This window comes from Actinosynnema pretiosum, from assembly GCF_024171695.1.
In the GTDB taxonomy this organism is placed as follows: Bacteria; Actinomycetota; Actinomycetes; order Mycobacteriales; family Pseudonocardiaceae; genus Actinosynnema; species Actinosynnema pretiosum.
This window is the reverse complement of record NZ_JAMTCF010000020.1, coordinates 141776-163182: the sequence shown is the minus strand read 5'-3', so window position 1 is coordinate 163182 and position 21407 is coordinate 141776. Positions and strand designations below refer to the sequence as shown.

The 21407-nt window shown below is 73.7% G+C and carries 17 protein-coding genes and 1 riboswitch; of the genes, 6 read left to right on the top strand and 11 right to left on the bottom strand.

Features of this window, described 5'->3' with window-relative positions; genetic code table 11:
* Positions 1 to 11 precede the first annotated feature (11 nt).
* Both LV78_RS33040 and LV78_RS33035 read right to left on the bottom strand, forming a co-directional pair.
* Positions 12 to 1592 carry a methyl-accepting chemotaxis protein gene (locus LV78_RS33040; RefSeq protein WP_253849947.1) on the bottom strand — a complete coding sequence of 527 codons (1581 nt, stop codon included), beginning with the start codon at positions 1590 to 1592 and terminating at the stop codon, positions 12 to 14.
* Positions 1593 to 1700: 108 nt separating this feature from the next.
* The gene (locus LV78_RS33035; protein ID WP_253849946.1) at positions 1701 to 2243 is read right to left on the bottom strand and encodes a MarR family winged helix-turn-helix transcriptional regulator; all 543 of its coding nucleotides are present in this window, start codon (positions 2241 to 2243) and stop codon (positions 1701 to 1703) included.
* A gap of 112 nt (positions 2244 to 2355) precedes the next feature.
* Between LV78_RS33035 and LV78_RS33030 the strand changes: the two genes are divergently transcribed.
* Positions 2356 to 2778 (top strand): Rid family hydrolase, encoded by a 423-nt coding sequence (locus LV78_RS33030; RefSeq protein ID WP_253849945.1) that lies wholly within the window; start codon positions 2356 to 2358, stop codon positions 2776 to 2778.
* A 661-nt stretch (positions 2779 to 3439) separates the two neighbouring features.
* Here LV78_RS33030 and LV78_RS33025 read toward each other — a convergent pair.
* From LV78_RS33025 to metE, 5 genes are all read right to left on the bottom strand, one after another.
* Positions 3440 to 3772 (bottom strand): hypothetical protein, encoded by a 333-nt coding sequence (locus LV78_RS33025; protein ID WP_253849944.1) that lies wholly within the window; start codon positions 3770 to 3772, stop codon positions 3440 to 3442.
* 214 nt (positions 3773 to 3986) lie between these two features.
* Positions 3987 to 4247, bottom strand: a complete 261-nt coding sequence (locus LV78_RS33020; protein ID WP_253849943.1) for a hypothetical protein — start codon at positions 4245 to 4247, stop codon at positions 3987 to 3989.
* Positions 4248 to 4259: 12 nt separating this feature from the next.
* Positions 4260 to 5630, bottom strand: coding sequence for a serine hydrolase domain-containing protein (locus LV78_RS33015; protein ID WP_253849942.1), 1371 nt, complete (start codon positions 5628 to 5630; stop codon positions 4260 to 4262).
* 366 nt (positions 5631 to 5996) lie between these two features.
* Complete coding sequence (locus LV78_RS33010; RefSeq protein WP_253849941.1) at positions 5997 to 7061, bottom strand: methyltransferase; 1065 nt, start codon at positions 7059 to 7061, stop codon at positions 5997 to 5999.
* Positions 7062 to 7561: 500 nt separating this feature from the next.
* Entirely contained in the window at positions 7562 to 9796 is a 2235-nt protein-coding gene (gene metE, locus LV78_RS33005; RefSeq protein ID WP_253849940.1) for a 5-methyltetrahydropteroyltriglutamate--homocysteine S-methyltransferase, read from the bottom strand.
* Positions 9797 to 9929: 133 nt separating this feature from the next.
* Positions 9930 to 10144, bottom strand: a riboswitch (cobalamin riboswitch).
* A gap of 206 nt (positions 10145 to 10350) precedes the next feature.
* Between metE and LV78_RS33000 the strand changes: the two genes are divergently transcribed.
* The 4 genes from LV78_RS33000 to LV78_RS32985 all read left to right on the top strand — a co-directional run bounded on the left by LV78_RS33000 (position 10351) and on the right by LV78_RS32985 (position 15084).
* A complete protein-coding gene (locus tag LV78_RS33000) occupies positions 10351 to 11916 on the top strand; it encodes an aldehyde dehydrogenase family protein (RefSeq protein ID WP_253849939.1) in 1566 nt (521 codons plus the stop codon).
* Positions 11913 to 13208 (top strand): aminotransferase class III-fold pyridoxal phosphate-dependent enzyme, encoded by a 1296-nt coding sequence (locus tag LV78_RS32995; RefSeq protein ID WP_253849938.1) that lies wholly within the window; start codon positions 11913 to 11915, stop codon positions 13206 to 13208. Before LV78_RS33000 ends, LV78_RS32995 begins: the two co-directional genes overlap by 4 nt.
* Positions 13205 to 14518, top strand: a complete 1314-nt coding sequence (locus LV78_RS32990; protein ID WP_253849937.1) for an aminotransferase family protein — start codon at positions 13205 to 13207, stop codon at positions 14516 to 14518. The genes LV78_RS32995 and LV78_RS32990 overlap by 4 nt, the downstream gene beginning before the upstream one ends.
* A gap of 236 nt (positions 14519 to 14754) precedes the next feature.
* Positions 14755 to 15084: a DMT family transporter gene (locus tag LV78_RS32985; protein ID WP_015801879.1), complete on the top strand. Its 330-nt coding sequence runs from the start codon at positions 14755 to 14757 to the stop codon at positions 15082 to 15084.
* Positions 15085 to 15116: 32 nt separating this feature from the next.
* On the opposite strand, the gene LV78_RS32980 is transcribed toward LV78_RS32985, so the two are convergent.
* Complete coding sequence (locus tag LV78_RS32980) at positions 15117 to 15704, bottom strand: TetR/AcrR family transcriptional regulator (RefSeq protein ID WP_253849936.1); 588 nt, start codon at positions 15702 to 15704, stop codon at positions 15117 to 15119.
* A gap of 106 nt (positions 15705 to 15810) precedes the next feature.
* On the opposite strand from LV78_RS32980, the gene LV78_RS32975 reads away from it, so the two are divergent.
* Positions 15811 to 16647 (top strand): nitroreductase family protein, encoded by an 837-nt coding sequence (locus LV78_RS32975; RefSeq protein WP_253849935.1) that lies wholly within the window; start codon positions 15811 to 15813, stop codon positions 16645 to 16647.
* Between the two features lie 39 nt (positions 16648 to 16686).
* Here LV78_RS32975 and LV78_RS32970 read toward each other — a convergent pair whose 3' ends face one another.
* From LV78_RS32970 to asnB, 3 genes are all read right to left on the bottom strand, one after another.
* A complete protein-coding gene (locus LV78_RS32970) occupies positions 16687 to 18930 on the bottom strand; it encodes a hypothetical protein (protein ID WP_253849934.1) in 2244 nt (747 codons plus the stop codon).
* Entirely contained in the window at positions 18927 to 19247 is a 321-nt protein-coding gene (locus LV78_RS32965) for a PE domain-containing protein (protein ID WP_253849933.1), read from the bottom strand. Before LV78_RS32965 ends, LV78_RS32970 begins: the two co-directional genes overlap by 4 nt.
* Before the next feature lie 286 nt (positions 19248 to 19533).
* Positions 19534 to 21372 carry an asparagine synthase (glutamine-hydrolyzing) gene (gene asnB / locus LV78_RS32960; RefSeq protein ID WP_253849932.1) on the bottom strand — a complete coding sequence of 613 codons (1839 nt, stop codon included), beginning with the start codon at positions 21370 to 21372 and terminating at the stop codon, positions 19534 to 19536.
* Positions 21373 to 21407 lie beyond the last annotated feature (35 nt).

The following is a 21407-nucleotide window of genomic DNA, read 5'->3' as shown; positions in this document are numbered from 1 at the left end:
CGTGGGGTCCCTCAGTAGCGGAAGGAGTCGATCAGCTCGCGCAGCCTGGTGGACAGCCCGGCCAGGTCGCCTGCGGTCTGCTCGGCGGACTGGGCGGCCCGCTTGGTGTCGGCCGTGACGCCGACGACCTCGGCCAGCTGCCCGCTGATGCGCGTGGTGCCGCCCGCGGCGCGGTTCAGGTCTGCGGTCATGGACTGCGTGGTCGCGCTCTGCTCCTCCACCGCCGAGGCGATGGTGTTCTGGTAGTCGTTGATCTTCTCGATGACCGCGCCGATGCCCGAGATGGCCTCGACGGCGGCGCGCGTGTCGTGCTGGATGACCTCGGTGCGGCGGCCGATCTCCTCGGTGGCCTTCGCGGTCTCCTGCGCCAGGTCCTTGACCTCGCCAGCGACCACCGCGAACCCCTTGCCGGACTCACCGGCGCGGGCCGCCTCGATGGTGGCGTTCAGCGCCAGCAGGTTGGTCTGCTCGGCGATGGCGGTGATCGCGGAGACCACGTTGCTGATCTCCACCGACGACGAGTCGAGCTTGGCCATGAGCTGGCGGGCCTCGGCGGCGGACTGCACGGCGTTCGCGGCGACCTGGGCGGCCTCGGCGGCGCTCATGGAGATCTCGCGGATCGCCGCGCCCATCTCCTCGGCGCCACCCGCCACGGCCTGCACGCCGTCGCTGACCTCACCGGCGGCGGAGTCGATCTGGCCGACCCGGTCGGAGGCGCGGTCGACGCCGCCCGCCAGGTCGCGGCTGGTGCCCTGCAGCGCGGTGGAGCGCTCGGACAGCTCGCGGCTCGCGGCGGCGAGGGTCTGCACGGTGCCGCGCATCTTGGTGACGGCGGTGTGCACCGAGCGGGACATCTCGCCGATCTCGTTGGAGCTGGTGTCGGCGACGCGCTCGCTCAGGTCGCCGTCGGCCAGCGCGGTCACGACGTCCTGCAGCTCGCGCAGGCGGCGGGCCTGGACGCGGGACACGGCCAGCGCGAACCCTGCGGCCAGCAGCACGCCCGCGATCAGCACCAGGACGATCGCCAGGCGCGCGCTGGAGGCGGCGTCCTGGGCGGCGGTGGCGGCGGAGGTGGCGTGCTCCTGGGTGAGGGAGATGGCCTTGTCGAGGTTCTCCAGCGCCTTGGCCAGCGCCGGGTTCAGCGTGCTGCTGCGGAACGCCTCCCACTCGGCGATCTTGCCGTCGTTCTTGAGGGCGGAGGACTGCTTGCGCAGCTCCATGTAGTTCGCCCAGTCGGTCGCGAAGGTCGCCATGGCGGCGCGCTCGGCGTCGGTGACCGGCATGGTCGAGTACTCGTTCAGGCGGGTGGTGACCGCCTCGTAGTTCGTGGCCGACTCGGCGCCGTAGGCCTTGGCCTTCTCGGCGTCGGAGGCGGTGAGGTTGGACAGCGACGCCCAGCGGCCGTGCCAGATGAGCTGCTGCATGTCCTTGACGGCGGAGAGCGGCAGCAGCGCCTCCTGGTGGATCGCCTCGGCCTTCGTCGCGGTGTTGGACGTCTCCACGATCCCCACCGCGCCGATGGCGACCGCCACCCCCAGCGCCACTCCCGCCGAGGCCAGCAGGCCTCCCCTGATGCTCAGCGAACGCAACACCGGCTCCTCCTGTACCCGCTTATGACCTGTGCCACCGAGCTTCGGCACGGCGGCGGGCGGGCTGAGGGGTTTTCCCCGGAGATCCGGGTCGCGCGGGGTTCGCGGAGCTCAGGCCAGGTCGACCGGGCGGGCGCGGAGCTTGGCGGCGATCTCGGCGAGGGCGCGCTGCTCGTCGGCGGTGAGCGGGTCGAGCACGAGCTCGCGGACCGCGCGCAGGTGCGTGGGAGCGGCGGCCCGGACCACGGCGAACCCGGCGTCGGTGAGGGCGGCGAGGGTGTAGCGGCCGTCGGCCGGGTCGGGCGAGCGCTCGACCCAGCCGCGCTGCTCGAAGCGCTTGACGACGTTGGACAGGCGGGACAGGGAGCCGTTGGCGAGGTAGGCCAGCTCGCTCATCCGGAGGCGGCGGTCGGGGGCCTCGGAGATGTGGCTGAGGGCGAGGTACTCGAACAGGGTCAGCCCGGCCTCCTGCTGGAGCGGGGACTCCAGCCTGCCGGGAAGCAGGAGGACGAGGGAGACGAGGGCGATCCAGGCCTCCTTCTCACCCGCGTCGAGCCAGCGGGGCTCCCAGACGACTTTCTTGTCGTCGTACCCGTTCGGGTTCTCAGGTCCCTGACCTGCGGTTTCCCCGCTCTTCGAAGTCTCGCCCGCCATGCCGGGAACTCTACCGATCCCCGATGACTTCACACGTGAAGCGAAACGGTGGTAGCTTGACTTCAAGCGTGAACTCATCCCGTGGTTCGTCGATCGAACAGGAGCTTTCTCTATGAGCGCGACCTTCAGCGTGACCCCCGGTTACGGCGACCGGCAGCTCACGACCATGCGCTACAGCCAGGCGGTGCGCGTGGGCGACCGCGTGGAGACGTCCGGCCAGGGCGGCTGGGACGACGACTGGAACTTCCCGGAGTCCCTGGAAGCCGAGATCGTCCAGGCGTTCGACAACCTGGAGCGCACCCTGGCCACGGCGGGCGCGACGTGGGCGGACGTGATCGCGGTGGACTCGTACCACGTGCCGGAGCCGGAGGCGGGCGACTTCCTCGGCGAGACCCACAACAGAACGATGGTCGCCCAGTTCCGCGCCCGCCTGGGCGACCGCGCCCCGATCTGGACGTCCCTGGGCGTGGCGGCGCTGGGCGCACCGGGGATGCGCGTGGAGATCCGGGCGACGGCGGTGGTGCAGGAGGCCTGAGGAGGACGCGCACCGATCCCACCACCGGGGAACGCGCTGCCGAGGCGGGCGGTGAGCACGAAGCTGGGCGAGTTCGCCTCGGGCGTCGACGGCGTCGCGCCCCAGGCCGGCGAGCTGACGCAGGTGCTCCAGCTCTCCGACATGATCATGATCCTCGCCGAGGACTTCCCAGGCGGTCCTCACCGAGCTGATCCCCCGGCTGGTGCTGATCCGAATACCCGCGCCACCCGCTGCCGTGCCCAACTTCGGCGCGTCGACCGCCGCAGTGGGCACCGACGAAGATCCTCACCTTCCTGCGGAACCTGGCGCAGCGGGCGGGCAACGTGAAGACCGCGTTCCAGCGCTCGATGGCCACCAAGCAGATCAGCCATGCCGTCGCGGTCGAGATGCGAAAGACCGGGCTACCGGGGGGCAACTCGTCGATGACGAGGCTCCGGGACGAGAACTGGATGTTCGGGGGGCGGGTGCAGGACGGATGCGGGGCGGGTTCGGCAAGTCGGTTGGCGGGCGCGCGGCGACCGCCGCCCCCTGCCGGGACACTTCCTGGTCCGCGTCACCGCCGCGCCGGTCCACTTCGGTGACCTGGCCGCCCTGCGCGGCACGGCCCGGATCAACGCGCGATGGCCGGTGCGGTTCCGGGCGCGGCGGCGGCAGGGGATGGTCAGGCGTCTTCCGCCCCCTGCGGTTGGACGAGGACGTGGGCCGACCGCACGAACACGGCGCTCTCGTCCGCGAAGATTCCATCGACCTGGAGGATGAAGTGCAGTGCCTCGGCGACGTCGCCGCCGACCCGTTCGGTCACCGACCGCCGGGCCTGCTCGGTGCTGAAGCGGGCGGACTCCAGGGCCGTCTGGACCGCCCGCCGCAGCGCTTCCTCGTCCAGCACGGTGACTACCAGGTCCAGAGAGACCCGATAGCCCTCACCGTGCGTTAAAGCTGCTTGCAGGGCCTTTGCCTCAGCCTGGGTCCTCGGTGGTTTCCACGTCTCGGTCATGCACGCACGGTAACCACATGGTCACCCTGACGACATCGGGGAAGACCCTGGTATCGGCCGGGTCCGCACGCGGTCAGGCATCGGGGTCGGGCAGGTCGGGCAGCTCGGGCACAGGGTTTCCGGTCCTCGGGGGCGTGCTCAGCGCACCGGCGGGTATGCCCACCAGTAGTCACAACAGCGCTCGACGGCGGGGACGAGCGCGGCCTCGAGGCCGCTACGCGCGGGTGTTGAACACCCGCGTGCGCAGCTCCACCACCACCCACCGCTGCGCCTCACCGGAGAGGGCGCAGTGGTCCAGCTCCGGCGAGGCGCCGACCTCGAAGACCGCGTGAGCTGCGGCGTGATCGGTGACGTCGGCGCGCGCCGGGACCAGACCGCACAGGCGCAGGCCGAATTCGCGGCCACGTCGCGAGCCTGGTGTCGGACCAGGGCTCGTGACGGACCTCGCCGAGATCACCTCAACGGGGTCAGCCACCAATCGGTGAGGTCAGCCGCCGCCCGGTGGGGTGCCGTCCTGGCCGGTGATGACCTGCTCCTGGAGCTGGAGGATCTCCACCATCGGGAAGTCGTCGTAGTTGCTGAGCAGGACGCCGGTCCAGCCGGTGTCCGGGTAGACCGTCCAGTCGGCTCCGCAGCCCGCGTTGCCGCCACCACGACCGAACGTCCACTGATCACCGTTGAGGAGGTGGAGCGGGCCGGTGTAGCCCGTGAACGACCTGGGGTTGCGGCTGGGCAGCTTGGCGCCGGTCAGCAGTTCGGCGTAGGGGCGGGACAGGAGTGTGCCGTCGCGCAGGGCGTGCGCGAAGCGGACTAGGTCGGGCGCGGTGGCGAAGGCGTCGCCGGAGGAGTGGCCGATGAACGCGCGCGCCGGGTTCCGGCCTTCGATCGGGTCGGCGGTGCTGCCCCGGTCGAGGTGGCGCACGACGTCCACCCGGCCTCCGTCGGTCTGCCTCGCGTACGGGTGCGCGATGCGGGGATCCGAGAGCCACTGCGTCCGGGTGTAGAAACCCGAACCGGTCATGCCCGCGCGGGTGAAGACGTGCTCGTGCGCGTAGTCCCAGAACGTCGTCCCTGCGACCGCTTCCACGATCCGCGCGGCGATGGCCAATCCGACCCCGCCGCCGGGCGTGTGCCCCTGGTCGGCTGAACCGGGGGCTGCCACCAGCCGGGCCTGGTGCGTCCACAGCCGGTGCTGCTCGCGCACCTCGTCACGGCTGTGGAAGACCCGGTTCCAGTCCGGCATCGGGGCGTCCAGGCCGCCGGTGCCGGTGAGGAGGTGGTGAACGGTCACCCGTTCGGCGATGTCGGTGGGGAACCCGGTCAGGTGGGCGCCCACCGGATCGGCCAACCCGACCGCGCCCGCCTGCACGAGCTGCATGACCGCCACGGCCAGGAACGGCTGACTGGCCGAGCTGAGGTTGAACGCGGTACCCACGTGATTGCGAACCCCGAGTTCCTCGTCCGCCATGCCGTAGGCGCGGGACAGCACGGTCCGACCTCGGTACGAGAGCAGGAGCACCCCGGAGAACTCGTCCTCGGCGGCGAGTTCGGCCACGTACCGGTCGAGCGCGCCACCGGGCAGGGCGTCCGGAGGAACCCGCTCCCCCGGCCCGCTCCCGACATCGGCGGCTCCCGCCCCGCTCCCGGCGTTGGTGGCTCCCGCCCCGCTCCCGGCATCGGTGGCTCCCGCGCCCTTGCGCGGGGCTTCGAGCGCGTCAGCGGGTGACGCGCTCGCCGCGACCACCCCGGCCGCCGCTAAACCACCCCACCCGAGCACCTTCCGCCGACCGATCCCGCCCGCGCTCCCCTCTGAGGTCCCTTCGACATCTCCCACGGCGTTGCCCACGTCCACGACCATGCCCCTTCCCTGCCCGCACGCGGAGCGCGTTGCGGTTGCCGGTCAGTGAAGAGGTCAGCGGGTTGCGAGGGCGTATCCGTTTTTCCATACGCCCGTGAAACACCGCCTGTGCCCGCAGAGCCTTGCCCGTAGAGCGCTGCCCATGGGGCCCCGCCATGGGGTCCCCCGCCGTGGAGTCCCCGCCGTGGAGTCCCCCGCCGTGGAGTCCCCCGCCGTGGGGTCCCTGCTCGTGGGGTCTCCTGCCTGCAGAACCCTGCCCGCAGAGCGCTGCCCGTGAGGTCCCTGCCCACAGGGGTCCCGCCTGTGAGGTCCCTGCCCACAGAGCCCCCGCCCCCGCCCGTGGGGAGCCTGCCTGCCCGTGAGCCTTTACCGCCACGGGGAGGCGTCGACCACTTCCATGATCGTTGCCGGTTCCCACTCGTGGGTGGTGCCGGGGGTGGGGCGGTCCAGGACGGCCAGTTCCAGGCCCGCCGCCTCGAACAGGCCGCGGAAGTGGCCGAACGTGCGGATCTCGCCGCCGTTCAGGGCCAGGCGCTGCAACGAGATCGTGTCGTGCACCGGGGAGTCGCCGTCGCCGCGCACCCAGTCCACGACCACGATCGGCACGCCCGGTCCGGCCGCCTCGCGGCAGCGGGAGAGCAGTCGGACGCAGCTGGCGTCGTCCCAGTCGCACAGCACGCTCTTGAGCAGGTACAGGTCCCCGCCCGGCGGGATGGCCTCGAAGAAGTCGCCGCCCACCAGCTCGACCCGGTCGGCCAGTCCGAGGCGCTTGAACACCGCGCCCGCCCTGGACACCACCTCGGGGCGGTCGAACAGCACGCCGGTGGCGTCGGGGTGGGCGGCGAGGACCCGGTGGAGCAGGGTGCCGTTGCCGCCGCCGATGTCCACGACGCGGCGGTGGCCGGTGAACGCGTAGCGGTCCAGTACCGAGTCCACGACCGGTTCGGTGAACTCCTGCATCCAGTCGGAGAACCAGGCCGCCTCGTGCGGGGTGCGGCGGTAGTAGGTCCACAGGTCGTCGCCGTCGAACACCAGGTCCGCCCGTGACCTGCCGTGACGGACGACCTGGTCGAGCACCTCCATCGGGCGGCAAGCCCCCGGTGCGGTGAGCATGAGGGCGAGCGTGGCGTGACTGCCGTTGCGGCACAGCGCGGCGGTGACGACGTTGGCGGAGTACCAGCCGTCGCTGCTCCGGTCGAGCAGCCCCTCGGCGGAGGCGCAGCGCAGGAAGGTGTCGACGACGTCGGGCCGGACCGCCCCGAGCATGTCGGACACCTCGGCGGCCGTGGTGGGCCCCTCGGCGAGCAGGTCGGGCACGCGCAGGCGCACGAACGCCCCGAGCACGTGGAACCTCCAGTACCCGCCCAGGAGCGCGTCGACGGCGTCCCCCGCCTCGGCCTCCTCGTGCTGCTCGTGCGCCGCGAGCCCCATGCCACCGCCCCTCCGCCACCAGAGCCGAACACCACCACAACCGAGCACAGCGCCGAGCACCATCAGAACCGGGCACCATCCGAACCGGGCACCGCACCTGAAGACCTGCCAGCGCCGCCAGACCTGCTGCCACCAGACCTGCCACTGCGGGGGAATCGTGTGCGGCGGACGCCGCGCCTGCAACGTGGGGCACCGGGTTCATCCCTCGGACGAGTGATTGCCCCCGAGGACGAGCGATGGGAACGGTGGCCGGCAGGTGGCGAGGGGTGGCGGTGAGGGGTGGGCTGCGCCGTCCGGGGGACATGTGGATCGGGCAGGTTCAGGGTGTGGGGGGTGGGGTACTCAGCGTTCAGCAGGGTTCTGGCGAAGGTGCGGAAGTACTACCGGGTTCCGTCGCTGCAACGGACTCCGGGGTGGAGGCGGCCCCCGCGTTCCCGATCGGGAGCGCGGGGGCCATTACCCTGCCGGGTGTCAGCCCAGCGGGAACACCTCGGCGGGCGTCAGTCCGCCGTCGTCTCCCGGACGCGCTTCGCCGCCGCGACCAGGGCCCGCAGCGCGGGTTCCACCTCCGCGTAGGCCCTCGTCTTCAGGCCGCAGTCCGGGTTCACCCACAGCCGGTCGCCGGGAACGGCGCGGGACGCTTCCGCGATCAGCGCCACCAGCTCCTCCTCCCCCGGCACGCGAGGCGAGTGGATGTCGTACACGCCCGGTCCGACTCCCCGCGCGAAACCGGCCGCGCTCAGGTCCGCCAGGACCTCCATCTTCGAGCGGGCCGCCTCGATCGTGGTCACGTCCGCGTCCAGGGCGTCGATCGCCCCGATGACCTCGCCGAACTCCGAGTAGCACAGGTGCGTGTGCACCTGCGTGCCCGCCGCCGCGCCACCCGTCGCGAGGCGGAACGCGGACACCGACCAGTCGAGGTAGTCCTCCCGGTCCGCCTCGCGCAGCGGGAGGAGTTCGCGCAGCGCGGGCTCGTCCACCTGGATCACGCGCGTGCCCGCCGCCTCCAGGTCGGCGATCTCGTCGCGCAGCGCCAGGGCGACCTGGTCCGCGGTGGCGCGGAGCGGCTGGTCGGCGCGGACGAAGGACCAGGCCAGGATGGTCACCGGACCGGTCAGCATCCCCTTCACGTGGTGCTTGGTGAGGGACCTGGCGTGGGTGGTCCACGGGACGGTGATCGGCTCGGGCCTGGTGACGTCGCCGTGCAGGATCGGCGGGCGCACGCAGCGGGAGCCGTAGGACTGGACCCAGCCCAGCTCGGTGCCCGCGAACCCGTCCAGGTGCTCGGCGAAGTACTGCACCATGTCGTTGCGCTCCGGCTCGCCGTGCACCAGCACGTCCAGGCCGATGTCCTCCTGCAGCGCGATCACCCGGCCGATCTCGGCCCGCATCCGCTCCGCGTACCCGTCGTGGTCCAGCTCGCCGGAGCGCAGGGCGGCGCGCGCGGTGCGGATCTCGGTGGTCTGCGGGAACGAGCCGATCGTCGTGGTCGCCAGCCTCGGCAGCCCCAGGTCGGACTGGGCGATCACCCGGTCGGCGTAGGGGGCGCGGGTGCGGGCGGTGGGCGGCAAGCCCGCCAGGCGGGAGCGGACGGACTCGTCGTGGCGGGGTGCGGAGCGGGGGCGGTCGGCCTCGGCCTCCCACTCCCCGGTCGGGCCCTCGGCGAGCGCGCGGCCCAGCAGGACGACCTCGCGGACCTTCTGGCGCGCGAACGCCAGCCGGTCGCGCACCTCCGGCGCGAGGCCCTGCTCCTGGTCAAGGTCGTAGGGCACGTGCAGCAGCGTCGACGACGTCGACACCACCACCTCCCGCGCCAGCGGGCGCAGCGCCTCGGCCCGCGCCAGGGCGGCGCGCAGGTCGGCGCGCCACACGTTGCGGCCGTCGACCAGGCCTGCCACGAGGGTCTTGCCGCGCAGCGCGGTCACCTCGGCCAGGCCCTCCTCTGTCCCGGCGACGAGGTCGACGGCCAGCGCGTCCACGGCGGTGCCCGCCAGCACGCCCAGCGCCCGGCCGAGGTCGCCGTAGTAGCCGGTCACCAGCAGCTGTGGCCTCGCCGCCTGGGCGGCCAGCCGGGTGTAGGCGCGCTCCAGGGCCACCAGTTCGCGCTCGGTGCGGTCGGCGGCGAACGCGGGCTCGTCCAGCTGCACCCACTCCACGCCCTCGTCGGCGAGCGCGCGTAGCAGGTCCGCGTACACCTCGACCAGCTCGTCCAGCCGGGACAGCGGGTCGGCGCCCTTGGCCAGCAGCAGGAACGTCACCGGCCCCAGCACGACCGGCCTGGTGGGCACGCCCAGCGCCCGCGCCTCCCGGTACTCCGCCAGCGGCTTGTCACCCGTGAGGGCGAACGTGGTGTCCTCGTCGATCTCGGGGACGAGGTAGTGGTAGTTGGTGTCGAACCACTTGGTCAGCTCCAGCGGGGCCAGCGACCCGGTGCCGCGCGCGGCGGCGAACAGGGTGTCGACCTCGTGGTCCTGCCGGTAGCGGGCCGGGATGGCGCCGACCAGGGCGGCGGTGTCGAGGACCTGGTCGTAGAACGAGAACGTGTTGGACGGGACCGAGTCCAGGCCCGCCTCGCGCAGGTCGCGCCAGGTGTCGGCGCGCAGCCGGGCGGCGGTGGCGAGCAGGGCGTCCCGGTCGATCCGCCCGGCCCAGTAGGACTCGACGGCGCGCTTGAGCTCCCGGCGCGGGCCGATCCTGGGGTAGCCGAGCACGGTGGAACCGATACCGCTGGTCACAGGCTCTCTCCTCGTGAGCGTGCGTGGACCCGCGGGCAGGCACGGGCGCGTCGCGAGGAGGGCCTTACCCGGAGGGGTGACGGCCGCGTCCGCGCGAGCCCTCCCGAGAGGCCCACGGGCGCCGCGCGTCCGGTGGGCGCGCGGGTCGGCGGCAGGTCTTCGGACTCACGGGCGTCGTGCGCGCTCCTACCGGCCGTCGCTTCCCACGCCCGACTCGGGCGCAGTGCTTGATGACGGCTTTCGTTCCCGTTCACCGCTGCGGGGCAGTCCCGGACTCGCACCGGGTTCCCTCTTGCCTCGCCCTTCCGGGGTCAACCGGTCGGGCGAACCACCAACACCCCGCACCCTAGCGCGGGGTGGGACCGGCTCCCGGCCAGTGGGATTAGCCCGTTCCCGCGACGATGTGCAAGAGCTTCGGCGGGACACGCACAACTCCGGAAGAACTGCGGTCTAGCCGCCTGGTCACGAAAGAGCTTCGGGGCAAGCGTCGACACGGCCACGGAATCCGTCTTAGGGTTGCCCAGCCGCGCAGTCCACGAGGATGGAGCGACACGATGGCCGACGCCGAACGCCCGCGGGTCACCTACGCCACCCTGACCGCCGACAACGAGGCCCTGCACACCCACTACGAGCGCGGCGCGGACACCGCCCGGTCGTGGCTGGGCCGGGAGATACCGGTCGACGTCGGCGGCGCGCCCAGGGCCACCGGCGAGCTGTTCACCGTCACCAGCCCCGCCGACACCTCGGTCGTGCTGTGCCGGGGCCGCACCGCGACCGCGCGGGACGTGGACGACGCCGTGCGCGCCGCCGCGACCGCCGTGTCCTGGGCCCCGCAGGCCGAGCGGCTGCGGGTGCTGCGCGCGGCGGCCGACCTGATCAGCGAGCGGTCCGGCGAGCTGGCCGCGCTGATGACGATGGAGGTCGGCAAGAACCGGCTCGAAGCGCTCGGCGACGTCGAGGAGTCCGCCGACCTGATCCGGTACTACTGCGACCGGTTCGAGGAGCACGACGGGTTCTCCGCCGACATGGAGCGCCTGTCCGAGCGCGAGCACACCCGCAGCGTGCTGCGCCCCCACGGCGTGTGGGGCGTGATCAGCCCGTTCAACTTCCCCGGCGCGCTGGCGGCGGGACCGCTGGGCGCCGCGCTGGTCGCGGGCAACTCGACCGTGCTCAAGCCCAGCACGCAGGGCACGTTCAGCGCCGCGAAGCTGGTGGAGTGCCTGCGCGAGGCCGGGGTTCCCGCGAACGCGCTGCACCTGCTGCCCGGCGGCGACGACACCGGCAAGGCGCTGGTCGCGCACCCCGGCGTGGCCGGGCTGACGTTCACCGGCTCGTACGCGGCGGGCATGGAGGTGTACCGGTCGTTCGCGGGCGCCTACCCGAAGCCGGTGGTGTGCGAGATGGGCGGCAAGAACCCCGCCATCGTCACCGCCGACGCCGACCTGGACGTCGCGGCGACCGGCATCGCGCGCTCGGCGTTCGGGTTCTCCGGGCAGAAGTGCTCGGCGTGCTCGCGGGTGTACGTGCACCGGGACGTGCACGACGAGCTGGTGGCCAAGCTGGTCGCGAAGACCGCCGAGCTGGTGGTGGGCGACCCGCTGGAGCGCCCGGTGTTCGTCGGGCCGGTGGTGGACGCCGACGCGGTCGCCCGGTTCGCGGACGCGGTCGCGCACGCCCGCGAGGTCGGGCAGGTCGTGGCGGGCGGCGAGGTGCTGGGCGCGGGCGACGGCCGCGCGGACGGGCACTACGTCGCGCCGACCGTCGTCACGGGCGTCCCGGTGGACGACCGGCTGTTCCGCGACGAGCTGTTCGTGCCGCTGGTCGCCATCGCGCCCGTCGACTCGCTCGACGAGGCCCTCAAGCTGGCCAACGACACCGACTTCGGGCTCACCGCCGGGCTGTTCTCCGGCGACGACGCCGACGTCGAGCGGTTCCTGGACGAGATCGAGGCGGGGGTGGTGTACGTGAACCGCGCGGCGGGTGCGACGACGGGGGCGTGGCCGGGGGTGCAGCCCTTCGGCGGGTGGAAGGGGTCCGGCAGCACCGGCAAGGCCGGGGGCGGACCGCACTACGTGCAGCTGTACCTGCGCGAGCAGTCCCGGACGGTGGTGTCGCGATGACCGCCACGAGCAACGCGGGCACGGCCACCGCGCCGCTGCTGCGCACCGAGCTGCCCGGCCCGCTGGCCCGCGAGGTGCTGGCCCGCGACGAGGCCGTCACCAGCCGCTCCCTGCCCAGGGCCTACCCGCTGGTGCCCCTGCGCGGTCGGGGCAGCGTCATCGAGGACGTCGACGGCAACCTGTTCCTGGACTTCAACGCGGGCATCGCGGTCAACTCCACCGGGCACGCGCACCCGCGCGTGGTGGAGGCGGTGCAGCGGCAGAGCGCGGAGCTGCTGCACTACTCGGCCAGCGACTTCTACCTGCCGATCTACTCCGAGATGTGCCGGGCGCTGGCGGACACCGCGCCGATCGACGGCCCGGCGCGGGTGTTCCTGACCAACTCCGGGGCCGAGGCGGTGGAGGGCGCGCTCAAGCTCGCCAGGCACGCCACCGGCCGCCAGTACGCGATCAGCTTCTACGGCTCGTTCCACGGCCGCAGCTACGGCGCGGTGTCGCTGACCGCGTCGAAGTCCAAGTACCACAAGGGCTTCGGGCCGCTGCTACCTGGAATCCTGCACGCCCCGTACGGCAGCGACGCCACGTTCGAGCACCTGGAGGACGTGCTGTTCCGGCACGTCGTCTCCCCGGACGAGGTCGCCGCGATCTTCGTGGAGCCGGTGCAGGGCGAGGGCGGGTACATCGTGCCGCCCGAGGGCTGGCTGGCGCGGCTGCGGGAGCTGTGCGACCGGCACGGCATCCTGCTGGTGGCCGACGAGGTCCAGTCCGGGGTCGGGCGCACCGGGAGGATGTGGGCCATCGAGCACACCGGCGTGCGGCCGGACGTGCTGCTCAGCGCCAAGGGGCTCGCGTCGGGCCTGCCCCTGGGCGCGTTCGTGGCGCGCGCGGACCTGATGGAGACCTGGCCTGCCGGCGCCCACGGGTCCACCTACGGCGGCAGCCCGGTGCCGTGCGCGGCGGGGCTGGCGACGCTGGAGGTCATCGAGTCCGAGGGGCTGCTGGCCAACGCGACCGCCGTCGGCGAGCGGCTGACGGCCGGGCTGCGCGAGTTCCAGGCGCGCTGGCCCGAGGCGATCGTGGACGTGCGCGGCGTCGGCCTGATGATCGGCGTCGAGCTGGCCACGGCGGAGCTGGCCGAGGCGGTGCAGCAGGCCGCGTTCGAGCGCGGGCTGCTGGTGCTGGAGTGCGGCGAGAGCAGCATCCGGGTGTCCCCGCCGCTGGTGATCACCGAGGCCGAGGCCGACACCGGGCTGCGCGTGCTCGGCGAGGCGCTGGCGGCGGTGGCGGGATGAGCAGCGGGTTAGCCGGTGGCGCGGGCGGGCACGTGTTCGCCCGCGCCACCGGGCTGCCCACCGCCTCGCACGCCAGCGGCGCGGTGGTCGTGGACACCGACGGGCGCGAGTACCTGGACGGGTCCGGCGGGGCCGTGGTGACCTCGATCGGGCACGGCGTCGGCGAGGTCGTGGACGCGATCGCGGCGCAGGCCCGCAAGGTCGCGTACGTGCACCCGACCGCGCTGCGCAGCGCCGAGGTCGACGCCTACGCGGACGAGCTGGCCCCGCTGCTGCCGGTGGACGACCCGCGCGTGTACCCGGTGTCCGGTGGCAGCGAGGCGGTGGAGACGGCGCTGAAGATGGCTCGGGCCTTCCACCTCGCGCAGGGGCGGGAGCGGCACGTGGTGGTGGCGCGCGGCGGCGCGTACCACGGCAGCACGCGCGGGGCGCTGGACGTGTCGGGGCGGGACGGGCTGCGGGCGCCGTACCTGCCGTGGCTGGGCGCGACCCGGCGGGCCACCGCGCCCTACGAGTACCGCTGCCCGGCGCCGGAGCACCCGGTGGGCTGCGGGACGTGGCACGCGCGGCGGCTGGACGAGCTGCTGACCGACGACGTGGCCGCGTTCGTCGCGGAACCGGTGGCGGGCGCGGGGCTGGGCGCGTGCGTGCCGGACGACGAGTACTGGCCCGCCGTGGCGCGGGTGTGCCGGGAGCGCGGGGTGCTGCTGGTCGCGGACGAGGTGATGACCGGGTTCGGGCGCACCGGGCGGTGGTTCGCGTGCGAGCACTGGGGGGTGCGGCCGGACCTGCTGGTGGCGGCGAAGGGCGCGTCGTCCGGGTACTGGCCGCTGGGGCTCGCGGTGTGCTCGGGGCGGGTGCGGGAGGCGATCGGGGCGTTCACGCACGGGTTCACCAACTCGCACCACGCGGTCGGCGCGGCGGCGGGGCGGGCGGTGCTGCGGGTGCTGTCCGAGCGCGGGCTGGTCCAGGCGTCCGAGCGGGTCGGGGCGGTGCTGGACGCGTGCCTGCGGGAGCGGCTCGGCGGGCACCGGGCGGTCGGGGACGTGCGCGGGATCGGGTTGCTGCGCGGCGTGGAGCTGGTGGCGGACCGGGAGGGCAAGGCGCCGTTCCCGCGCGCGGAGCGGGTGGCCGAGCGGGTGGTGGCGGCGGCGCGCGAGCGCGGGCTGCTGGTGTACCACTCCACCGGGTGCGCGGACGGGCGCGACGGGGACGTGCTGCTGCTGGGACCGCCGCTGGTGATCACGCCGGAGCAGGTGGCGGTGGTCGCGGAGCGGTTGGCGCTGGCGGTGCGGGACGTGCTCGGGTGAGGCGGTTCACCCGTCCCTCGGGTGAACTTCCTTGCGGCTCAGGCGGTCGGGGGTATCCTCACCACAGGCCACCAAGGGCCACCTTCCTGGCGTAAGGGTGATGTTCCGTGTGTCGCGCGACGACACCTGACGGCCCCTCCAAATTCGTCCTGCGAGTCCACTTCCCCACCCGCGGCGGTTGACGCCTGGGCTGCTCACCCCAGCCCACGCTTCCCTCCGGACTCCGGGACAACTCCATGCTCAAGTGGTTCCTGCTCAGCCTCGCCGTGTGCAGCGAGGTCTTCGCCACGTTGTGCCTGAAAGCCTCGCACGGCTTCACGAAACCGCTGCCGGTCCTCGGACTGGTGGTCGGTTACGGCATCGCGTTCTACCTGGAGGCGCAGGTGATCCGGCTCGGGCTGCCGGTCGCGATCACCTACGCCATCTGGGCCGGTGGTGGCATCGCGCTGGTCGCGGTGGCGGGTCGGGTGCTGTTCGCCGACCCGATCGCGCCGGGCACCCTGGCCGGGATGGCGCTCATCGCGGCGGGGGTGGGTCTCGTGGCCACCACCACCGCCGTCGCCTGACCTGCTTCCCGAGGAGCGCTGACCGCGCGCGGTCAGCGCTCCTCGGCGTGCGCGCGGACCTCGCGGTAGAGGTCGAGCAGCCCGGCGGTCCCGGTGTCGGGCTCGGCGGTGACCCACTCGTCCAGCGCGGCCCGGAAGACGGCGAGCGCGGTGGCCACGACGACCCTGGTCCGCAGCCGGTCCCCGGCCCCGTCCCGGACGACGCGGTCGACGACGAGGTCGACGCCCTCGGCGTCGTGGTGGTGCTCGACGCGGCGCAGCTCGGGGTCCCGCGCGGCCAGCCGCCGCACGCGCAGCACCCGCTCGAACCACTCCTCGGCCGCGACGTCGACGAGCACGCCGGTGATGGCCTCCTCGCACGCGGCGGGGGTCAGGCGCCCGTCGCCCGCGCGCGCGACGACCGCGTCGGCGAGCAGCTCGTTGAACTTCTTGGCGCCCCGGAACGCCGCCTCCTCCTTGTTCATCCCGTAGCGGTAGAAGGTCCGGGAGGAGACCTCGGCGGCCTCGGCGATGTCCGGGCAGGTCGTGGCGTCGAAGCCGCGCTCGGCGTAGAGCCTGATCGCCGCGGCCTCGATCTCGGTGACCGTGGCCTGGCGCCGCCTGTCCTGGAGGGTAGACACCCCCGCACTCTACTCCGCGCCATTGTGGCAGAGCTATGCCAAAGTGCTGATACTGTGCCACTCGGTCAGGCGACTGCCTGACGGCACCCGAGAGAGGCACGCCACCGTGAACGAGGCACAGCGCGAGCTGCTGGAACAGCGCTACGGGCGCGACGAGGCCCCGGCGGGCCTGATCTGGAACGAGCAGGTCGAGGCCCTGCTCCGGCACCGGTCGGTCCGCGCGTTCCTGCCCGAACCGCTGCCGGAGGGGGCGCTGGAGACGATGGTCGCCGCGGCGCAGTCGGCGTCGACCTCGTCGAACCTGCACCACTGGAGCGTCGTGGCCGTCACCGCGCCCGAGCTCAAGGCCCGGCTGACCGAGTTCACCCGCAGTCGCCTGTCCGGCACCACCTACCGCTTCGTCGACGAGGCCCCCGTCGTGCTGCTGTGGGTGGCCGACAACTCCCGCAACCACGCCATCACCGAGGAGCGGGGCGAGGTCGCGGCGAGCCTGGAGTACCTGGACTCGTTCACCACGGCCACGATCGACACCGCCATCGCCGCGCAGAACGCCGTGGTCGCGGCCGAGGCCATCGGGCTGGGCGCGGTCTACCTGGGGGCGATGCGCAACCGGGCCGAGGAGCTGGCCGACCTGATCGGCCTGCCCGACCACAGCTACGTCGCCTTCGGCCTGGCCGTGGGCGTGCCCGACCCCGAGCGCGCGGGCGGCATCCGGCCCCGGCCGCCGCAGCGGGTCGTGCTGCACCACGACCGGTACTCGCCGACGCCCAGCGCGCAGTGGGTGCCCGGTTACGAGGCGGTGTCCGAGCGGTTCCGCGACGACCAGGGGATGCGCCCGCGCAGCTGGACCGACTCGGTCGTGACCGGCACGAGCCTGGAGTACCTGGACGGCCGCGAGGAGCTGCGCGACGCGGTCACCGGGCGCGGCCACGGGCTGGGCTGACGTCCCGTCCGCCGCGCGGGGAGGCGTGGCGGGCGGGGGTCAGGCGGCGTGGAAGCGCAGGCTCGCCGCGATCGCGGCGAAGACCTCGCCGAAGCGGTCGGCCAGCTCGGTGTTCGGGGTGGTGAAGGACAGCACGGCGACCCGGTCGCTGTTCGGCAGGCGCAGGAAGTAGCGGCTGACCAGGGCGCGGTCCGGGACCGGGAGGCCGGGGCTCGGCAGGTCGACCTCGGTGGTGGCCAGCAGCGCCACGCCCACCGGGAGCTCCACCGAGGACACGGTGACCTCGCCCGCGCCCGGCGCGCGCTCGATCGACGCCCACACCTGGGCCAGTCCGCCGACCGCCGGGGACACCGCGAGCAGCGCGCCCGCCGTGAGCGCGGGCGGGGCCAGGTCGCCGCCGCCCGCCCAGACGGCGGCCAGGAGCGGTTCGGAGCCCTCGGAGAGCTTGCGCAGTTCCAGTGCCACCGGGGCGGCGAGCTTGGCGACCCGCTCGGCCTCGGCGCGCTGTGCCCTGGCGGACAGGGCGGCGCTGGGCAGGGGGGCGTCCGAGCGGGGGTCGATCTCGATCCAGCCCGCCGGGAGGCGCAGCGCGGCCGAGACCTTGCTGACCGGGCGGGGCAGGTTGCGCTCCGCGACGGCGGGCAGGGACGGGGGGTCTGCGGGCTGGGGGTCTGCGGGCCGGGGGTCTGCGGGCGTGGGGGCTGAGCGCTCGGGACCTGCGGGCTCGGGGGTGGCGGGCGCGGCGGTGCCGGGCTTGGCGTGAGCGCTTCCGGCGTCAACGGGCGTGGTGTCGGGGCATCCGGTGGTAGCGGCGGGCTTGGCGTGGGCGCTTCCGGTGGCGACGGGTGCGGCGCCGAACGGACCGGTGTCGGCGGGTGCGGTGGTGGCGGCCTCGGCCGCCAGGGGGACGGCGGCCGAGAGATCGGGGGCGGGCACGGGGTGCTCGCGAGGTGGGAGCTGGTCGCGCAGGCGGGTGTCGAGCGACAGGACCTCGGCCAGCTCGTCCAGGTCTGCGCCGGGCGGGCGGATGCGGTCGCCGAGCAGGACCACCCCGGCCAGCGACTCGAACTCGGCCCAGTCGACGAGGTCCTCGGACGGCTCGGCAGGGGTGTCGGCGGGGTCGAGGAAGACGTCGGCGGTCAACCACTCGACGTCGATCGTCCCGGACAGCACCGGGTCCGCGTCGGGCTCAGGGGCATCCCCCGGGGTGTCCTCTGCGCCGTCAACGGCACCGGTCACGGGTGCGGGTTCGGCGGCCCGGTGGCTCCCGACGCGCTCGACCGGCGTCGACTCCCCCGGTTCGACGGGCGGGAGCAGGGCCAGCGGGGCGCGGGCGGCGGGCAGCTCGGACAAGGTCACCGGCGCGGTCCCGACGTCATCCGGCTCGGCGGTGTCGACATCGGAGGTCTCGGCGGTCTCGGCGTCGGGGCGCGGCTCCTCCTGCGGCAGCACCCGGAGCGCGCCCACGGCCGCGCGCGGCACGGCGGCCACGCCATCGGACCACTCCCCCGCCGACTCGCCCTCCCCGCCACCGCCCAGCTCGCCCGCTGCCTGTTCCGCGCCCTCCAGCGCGCCGACCGCGAACTCGCCGACGGCGTGCTCGACCGCCTCCCGCAGCACCCCGGCGGCCACGCGGGCGGCCGTCTCGCGCAGGTTCCTGGCCTGCTCGGCCAGCTCCTTGGCCGCGCCCAGCCTGCGCACGGCCTCCTCCCGCTCGGACTGCGCCAGCTTCGCGCGCTCCTGCGCCTGCTCGTGCTCGGCGCCCGCGACGCGCGCCAGCCGCTCCTCGGTCTCGATCCGCGAGGCCAGGTCGTCGGCGGCCTTGTCGTCGCCGATGAGGGTGGCGATGGTGAGCTGGTTCTTGGCGTACCCGACCCGCTGCACGGCCTGCAGCGCCCGGTTGCCGTGCGCGGTGGCCTCGGCGTCGGCGGCGCGGGCCCTGCGCGCGGCGTCGGCCTCCTCCTCGGCGGCGGAGGTGGCGCGGGCCTGGGCGAACCCGGCGCGGGCGCGGGCGGGGGCCAGCTCGGTCGCGTAGCCGGACAGCGCCTTGGCGGCGGTGGCGTGCGCGGTGACCAGGACGCCGAGGTCGGCGCAGACCCGTTCGAGCCTGCCCCGGAACGAGTCGGCGCCCGGCCACATGGACAGCACGTCGCCGACCGCGCGCAGCGCCGTGCGCACCGCGTCGGCCTCCTCACCGGCCAGGGCGAGGGCGGCGGAGGCGCGCCGCACGCCGTCCGGGTCTCCCGGCGCGGCGACCCGCGCGAGCCTGGGCAGGGTGGTCACGGGGCGCTCCGGCCGAAGAGCTGGGCGAGGGCGAGCGCGCCGTCGTGGTCGGCGCGCAGGCACTTGGCGGCCGAGGCGTCGAACGCGGCGGCGACGGCCTCCAGCTCCTCGCTGATCCGCTGCCTGCCCTCGGCGCACCGGGCGGTGAAGTCCTCCAGCGCGCCGGACACCAGGTCCGAGCCCGAGGTGGGCACGTCGAGCCGGGCGTCGGCGGGGTCGTGGTCGAGGCGGGTGCGCAGCTCGCGCAACCTCGCCGCGATGGCGGCCAGGACGTCGGGGTCGACCCCGAGAGCGGATTCCGTGCTGTGCGGCGACAAGGGGCCCTCCTCACGTACGAGCTGTGCATCGGCCATCCGGTGCGCGGCGTTACCCCCGAGAAGTGCGGTCAGGTAAGGGAAACGGCGCAACGCGAGAGCGGTCTCACCCGTTCGGTGGAAGTTTTTGTTCCACCACAAGGGGAATCGGCGGACCGTTCACGGCGACTACCGGCGGGAAGGCCGGAAAGCATTGGCGGACAAAGGTTTCCGGGCTCGTGGCGCGGTGTGTGTCGTTGCTCGCTGAAGATAGGGGTAACACGAAAAGCGCGGGATCGGCCGGGGCGGTTCAGGACACCAGCAGCCGGGGCCGGTAGAGGTCGAACCAGTGGTACAGGTCCAGCACCCGGTCCAGCGCGAAGCGCTGGGCGGCGCCGACCGCAGCCGGGTCCACCCCGACCAGCGCCCGCGCCCGCTCCCGGTCCACCAGGTCGAACACCGGGTGCCCCGGCTCGGCCAGCACGTCCTCGACCTGCCGCTGCAGCGCCGCCGCGTAACCGGGGTCCTGGGTCGACGGGTACGGGCTCTTCACGCGGTCGCGCACGGACTCCGGCAGCACGTGCGCGGTGGCGTGGCGGAGCAGGCTCTTCTCCCTGCCGTCGAAGGTCTTGAGCGACCACGGGGCGTTGTAGGCGTACTCGACCAGGCGGTGGTCGCAGAACGGGACGCGCACCTCCAGGCCCACCGCCATCGACATGCGGTCCTTGCGGTCCAGCAGCATCCGCACGAACCGGGTCAGGTGCAGGTGGCACACCACGCGCATCCGCGCCTCGCGCGCCGACTCGCCGTCCAGCGGCTCGACCCGCGCCACCGCCGCGCGGTACTGGTCCCGCAGGTGGGAGCCGACGTCCAGCCGGTCCAGCAGGTCGGCGCGGAGCGGGGAGGCCGAGCGGGAGCCCAGCTCGCGGAACGCGACCATCCACGGGAACCCGTCGACCTCGGCCGAGCCGTCGTGGAACCAGCGGTAGCCGCCGAACACCTCGTCCGCCGACTCCCCCGACAGCGCCACGGTCGAGCCCTCGCGGATCGCCTTGAACAGCAGGTACAGGGACACGTCCGTGTCCCCCGCGCCCATCGGGACGTCCCGCGCGGTCAGCACGGCGCGGCGGGTGGCCGGGTCGGTGAGGCTGGCCGGGTCGAGCAGGACGTCGTGGTGGTCGGAGCCGACGAGGGCGGCGACGTCGCGCACGTACGGCGCGTCCGGGGTGGGGCGCAGGCCGTCCGGGGCGAAGTTCTCCTCCTGGCCGGGGAAGTCGACGGAGAACGTGCGGACCGGCTCGGTCAGCTCGGCCGCCGCGAGGCCGGTGATGGCGCTGGAGTCCAGGCCGCCGGAGAGCAGGACGCAGCGGGGCACGTCGGCGACGAGCTGGCGGCGGACGGTGTCGGTGAGCAGCTCGCGGACGGTGGCGACGGTGGTGTCGCGGTCGTCGGTGTGCGGGGCGGTGCGCAGGGTCCAGTAGGTCCGGGCGCGGATGCCCGAGCGGCTGACCGTGACGGTGGTGCCGGGCTCCACCTCGGTGACGCCCTTCCACAGCGCCCAGCCGGGGCGCTGGGTGGGCACGAGCAGCTCGCGCAGGCCGTCGTCGTCCACGGCGCGCTCGACCAGGGGGTTGGCCAGGACCGCCTTGGGCTCGGAGCCGAACAGGACGCCGTCCGGGGTCGGGTGGTAGCAGAGCGGTTTGACGCCCATGCGGTCGCGGGCCAGCAGCAGGGTCCGGTCGCGGGAGTCCCAGACGGCGAAGGCGTACATGCCGTTGAGGTGCTCGACGACGCGCTCGCCCCACTCCAGGTAGCCGTGCAGGACGACCTCGGTGTCACTGGCGGTGCGCCAGGTGTGGCCGAGGGCGGTCAGCTCGGCGCGCAGCTCGACGTGGTTGTAGGTCTCGCCGCTGTAGACCAGGCACAGGTCGCCGCGCGGGGTGGGCAGGACCATCGGCTGCCGTCCACCGGGCAGGTCGATGACGGCGAGCCTGCGGTGGCCGAGGGCTGCGTTCGGGTGCCACCAGGTCCCGGAGTCGTCGGGGCCCCGGCAGGCCATGGTGGCGGTCATCCGCGCCAGGACGTCGCCCGCGCCGGGACGCGCGGTGAGGTCGGAGTCGTGGGAGACCCACCCGGTGATGCCGCACATGGCCGCCTCCAGCCGGTGTGATCAGCTACCGCAAC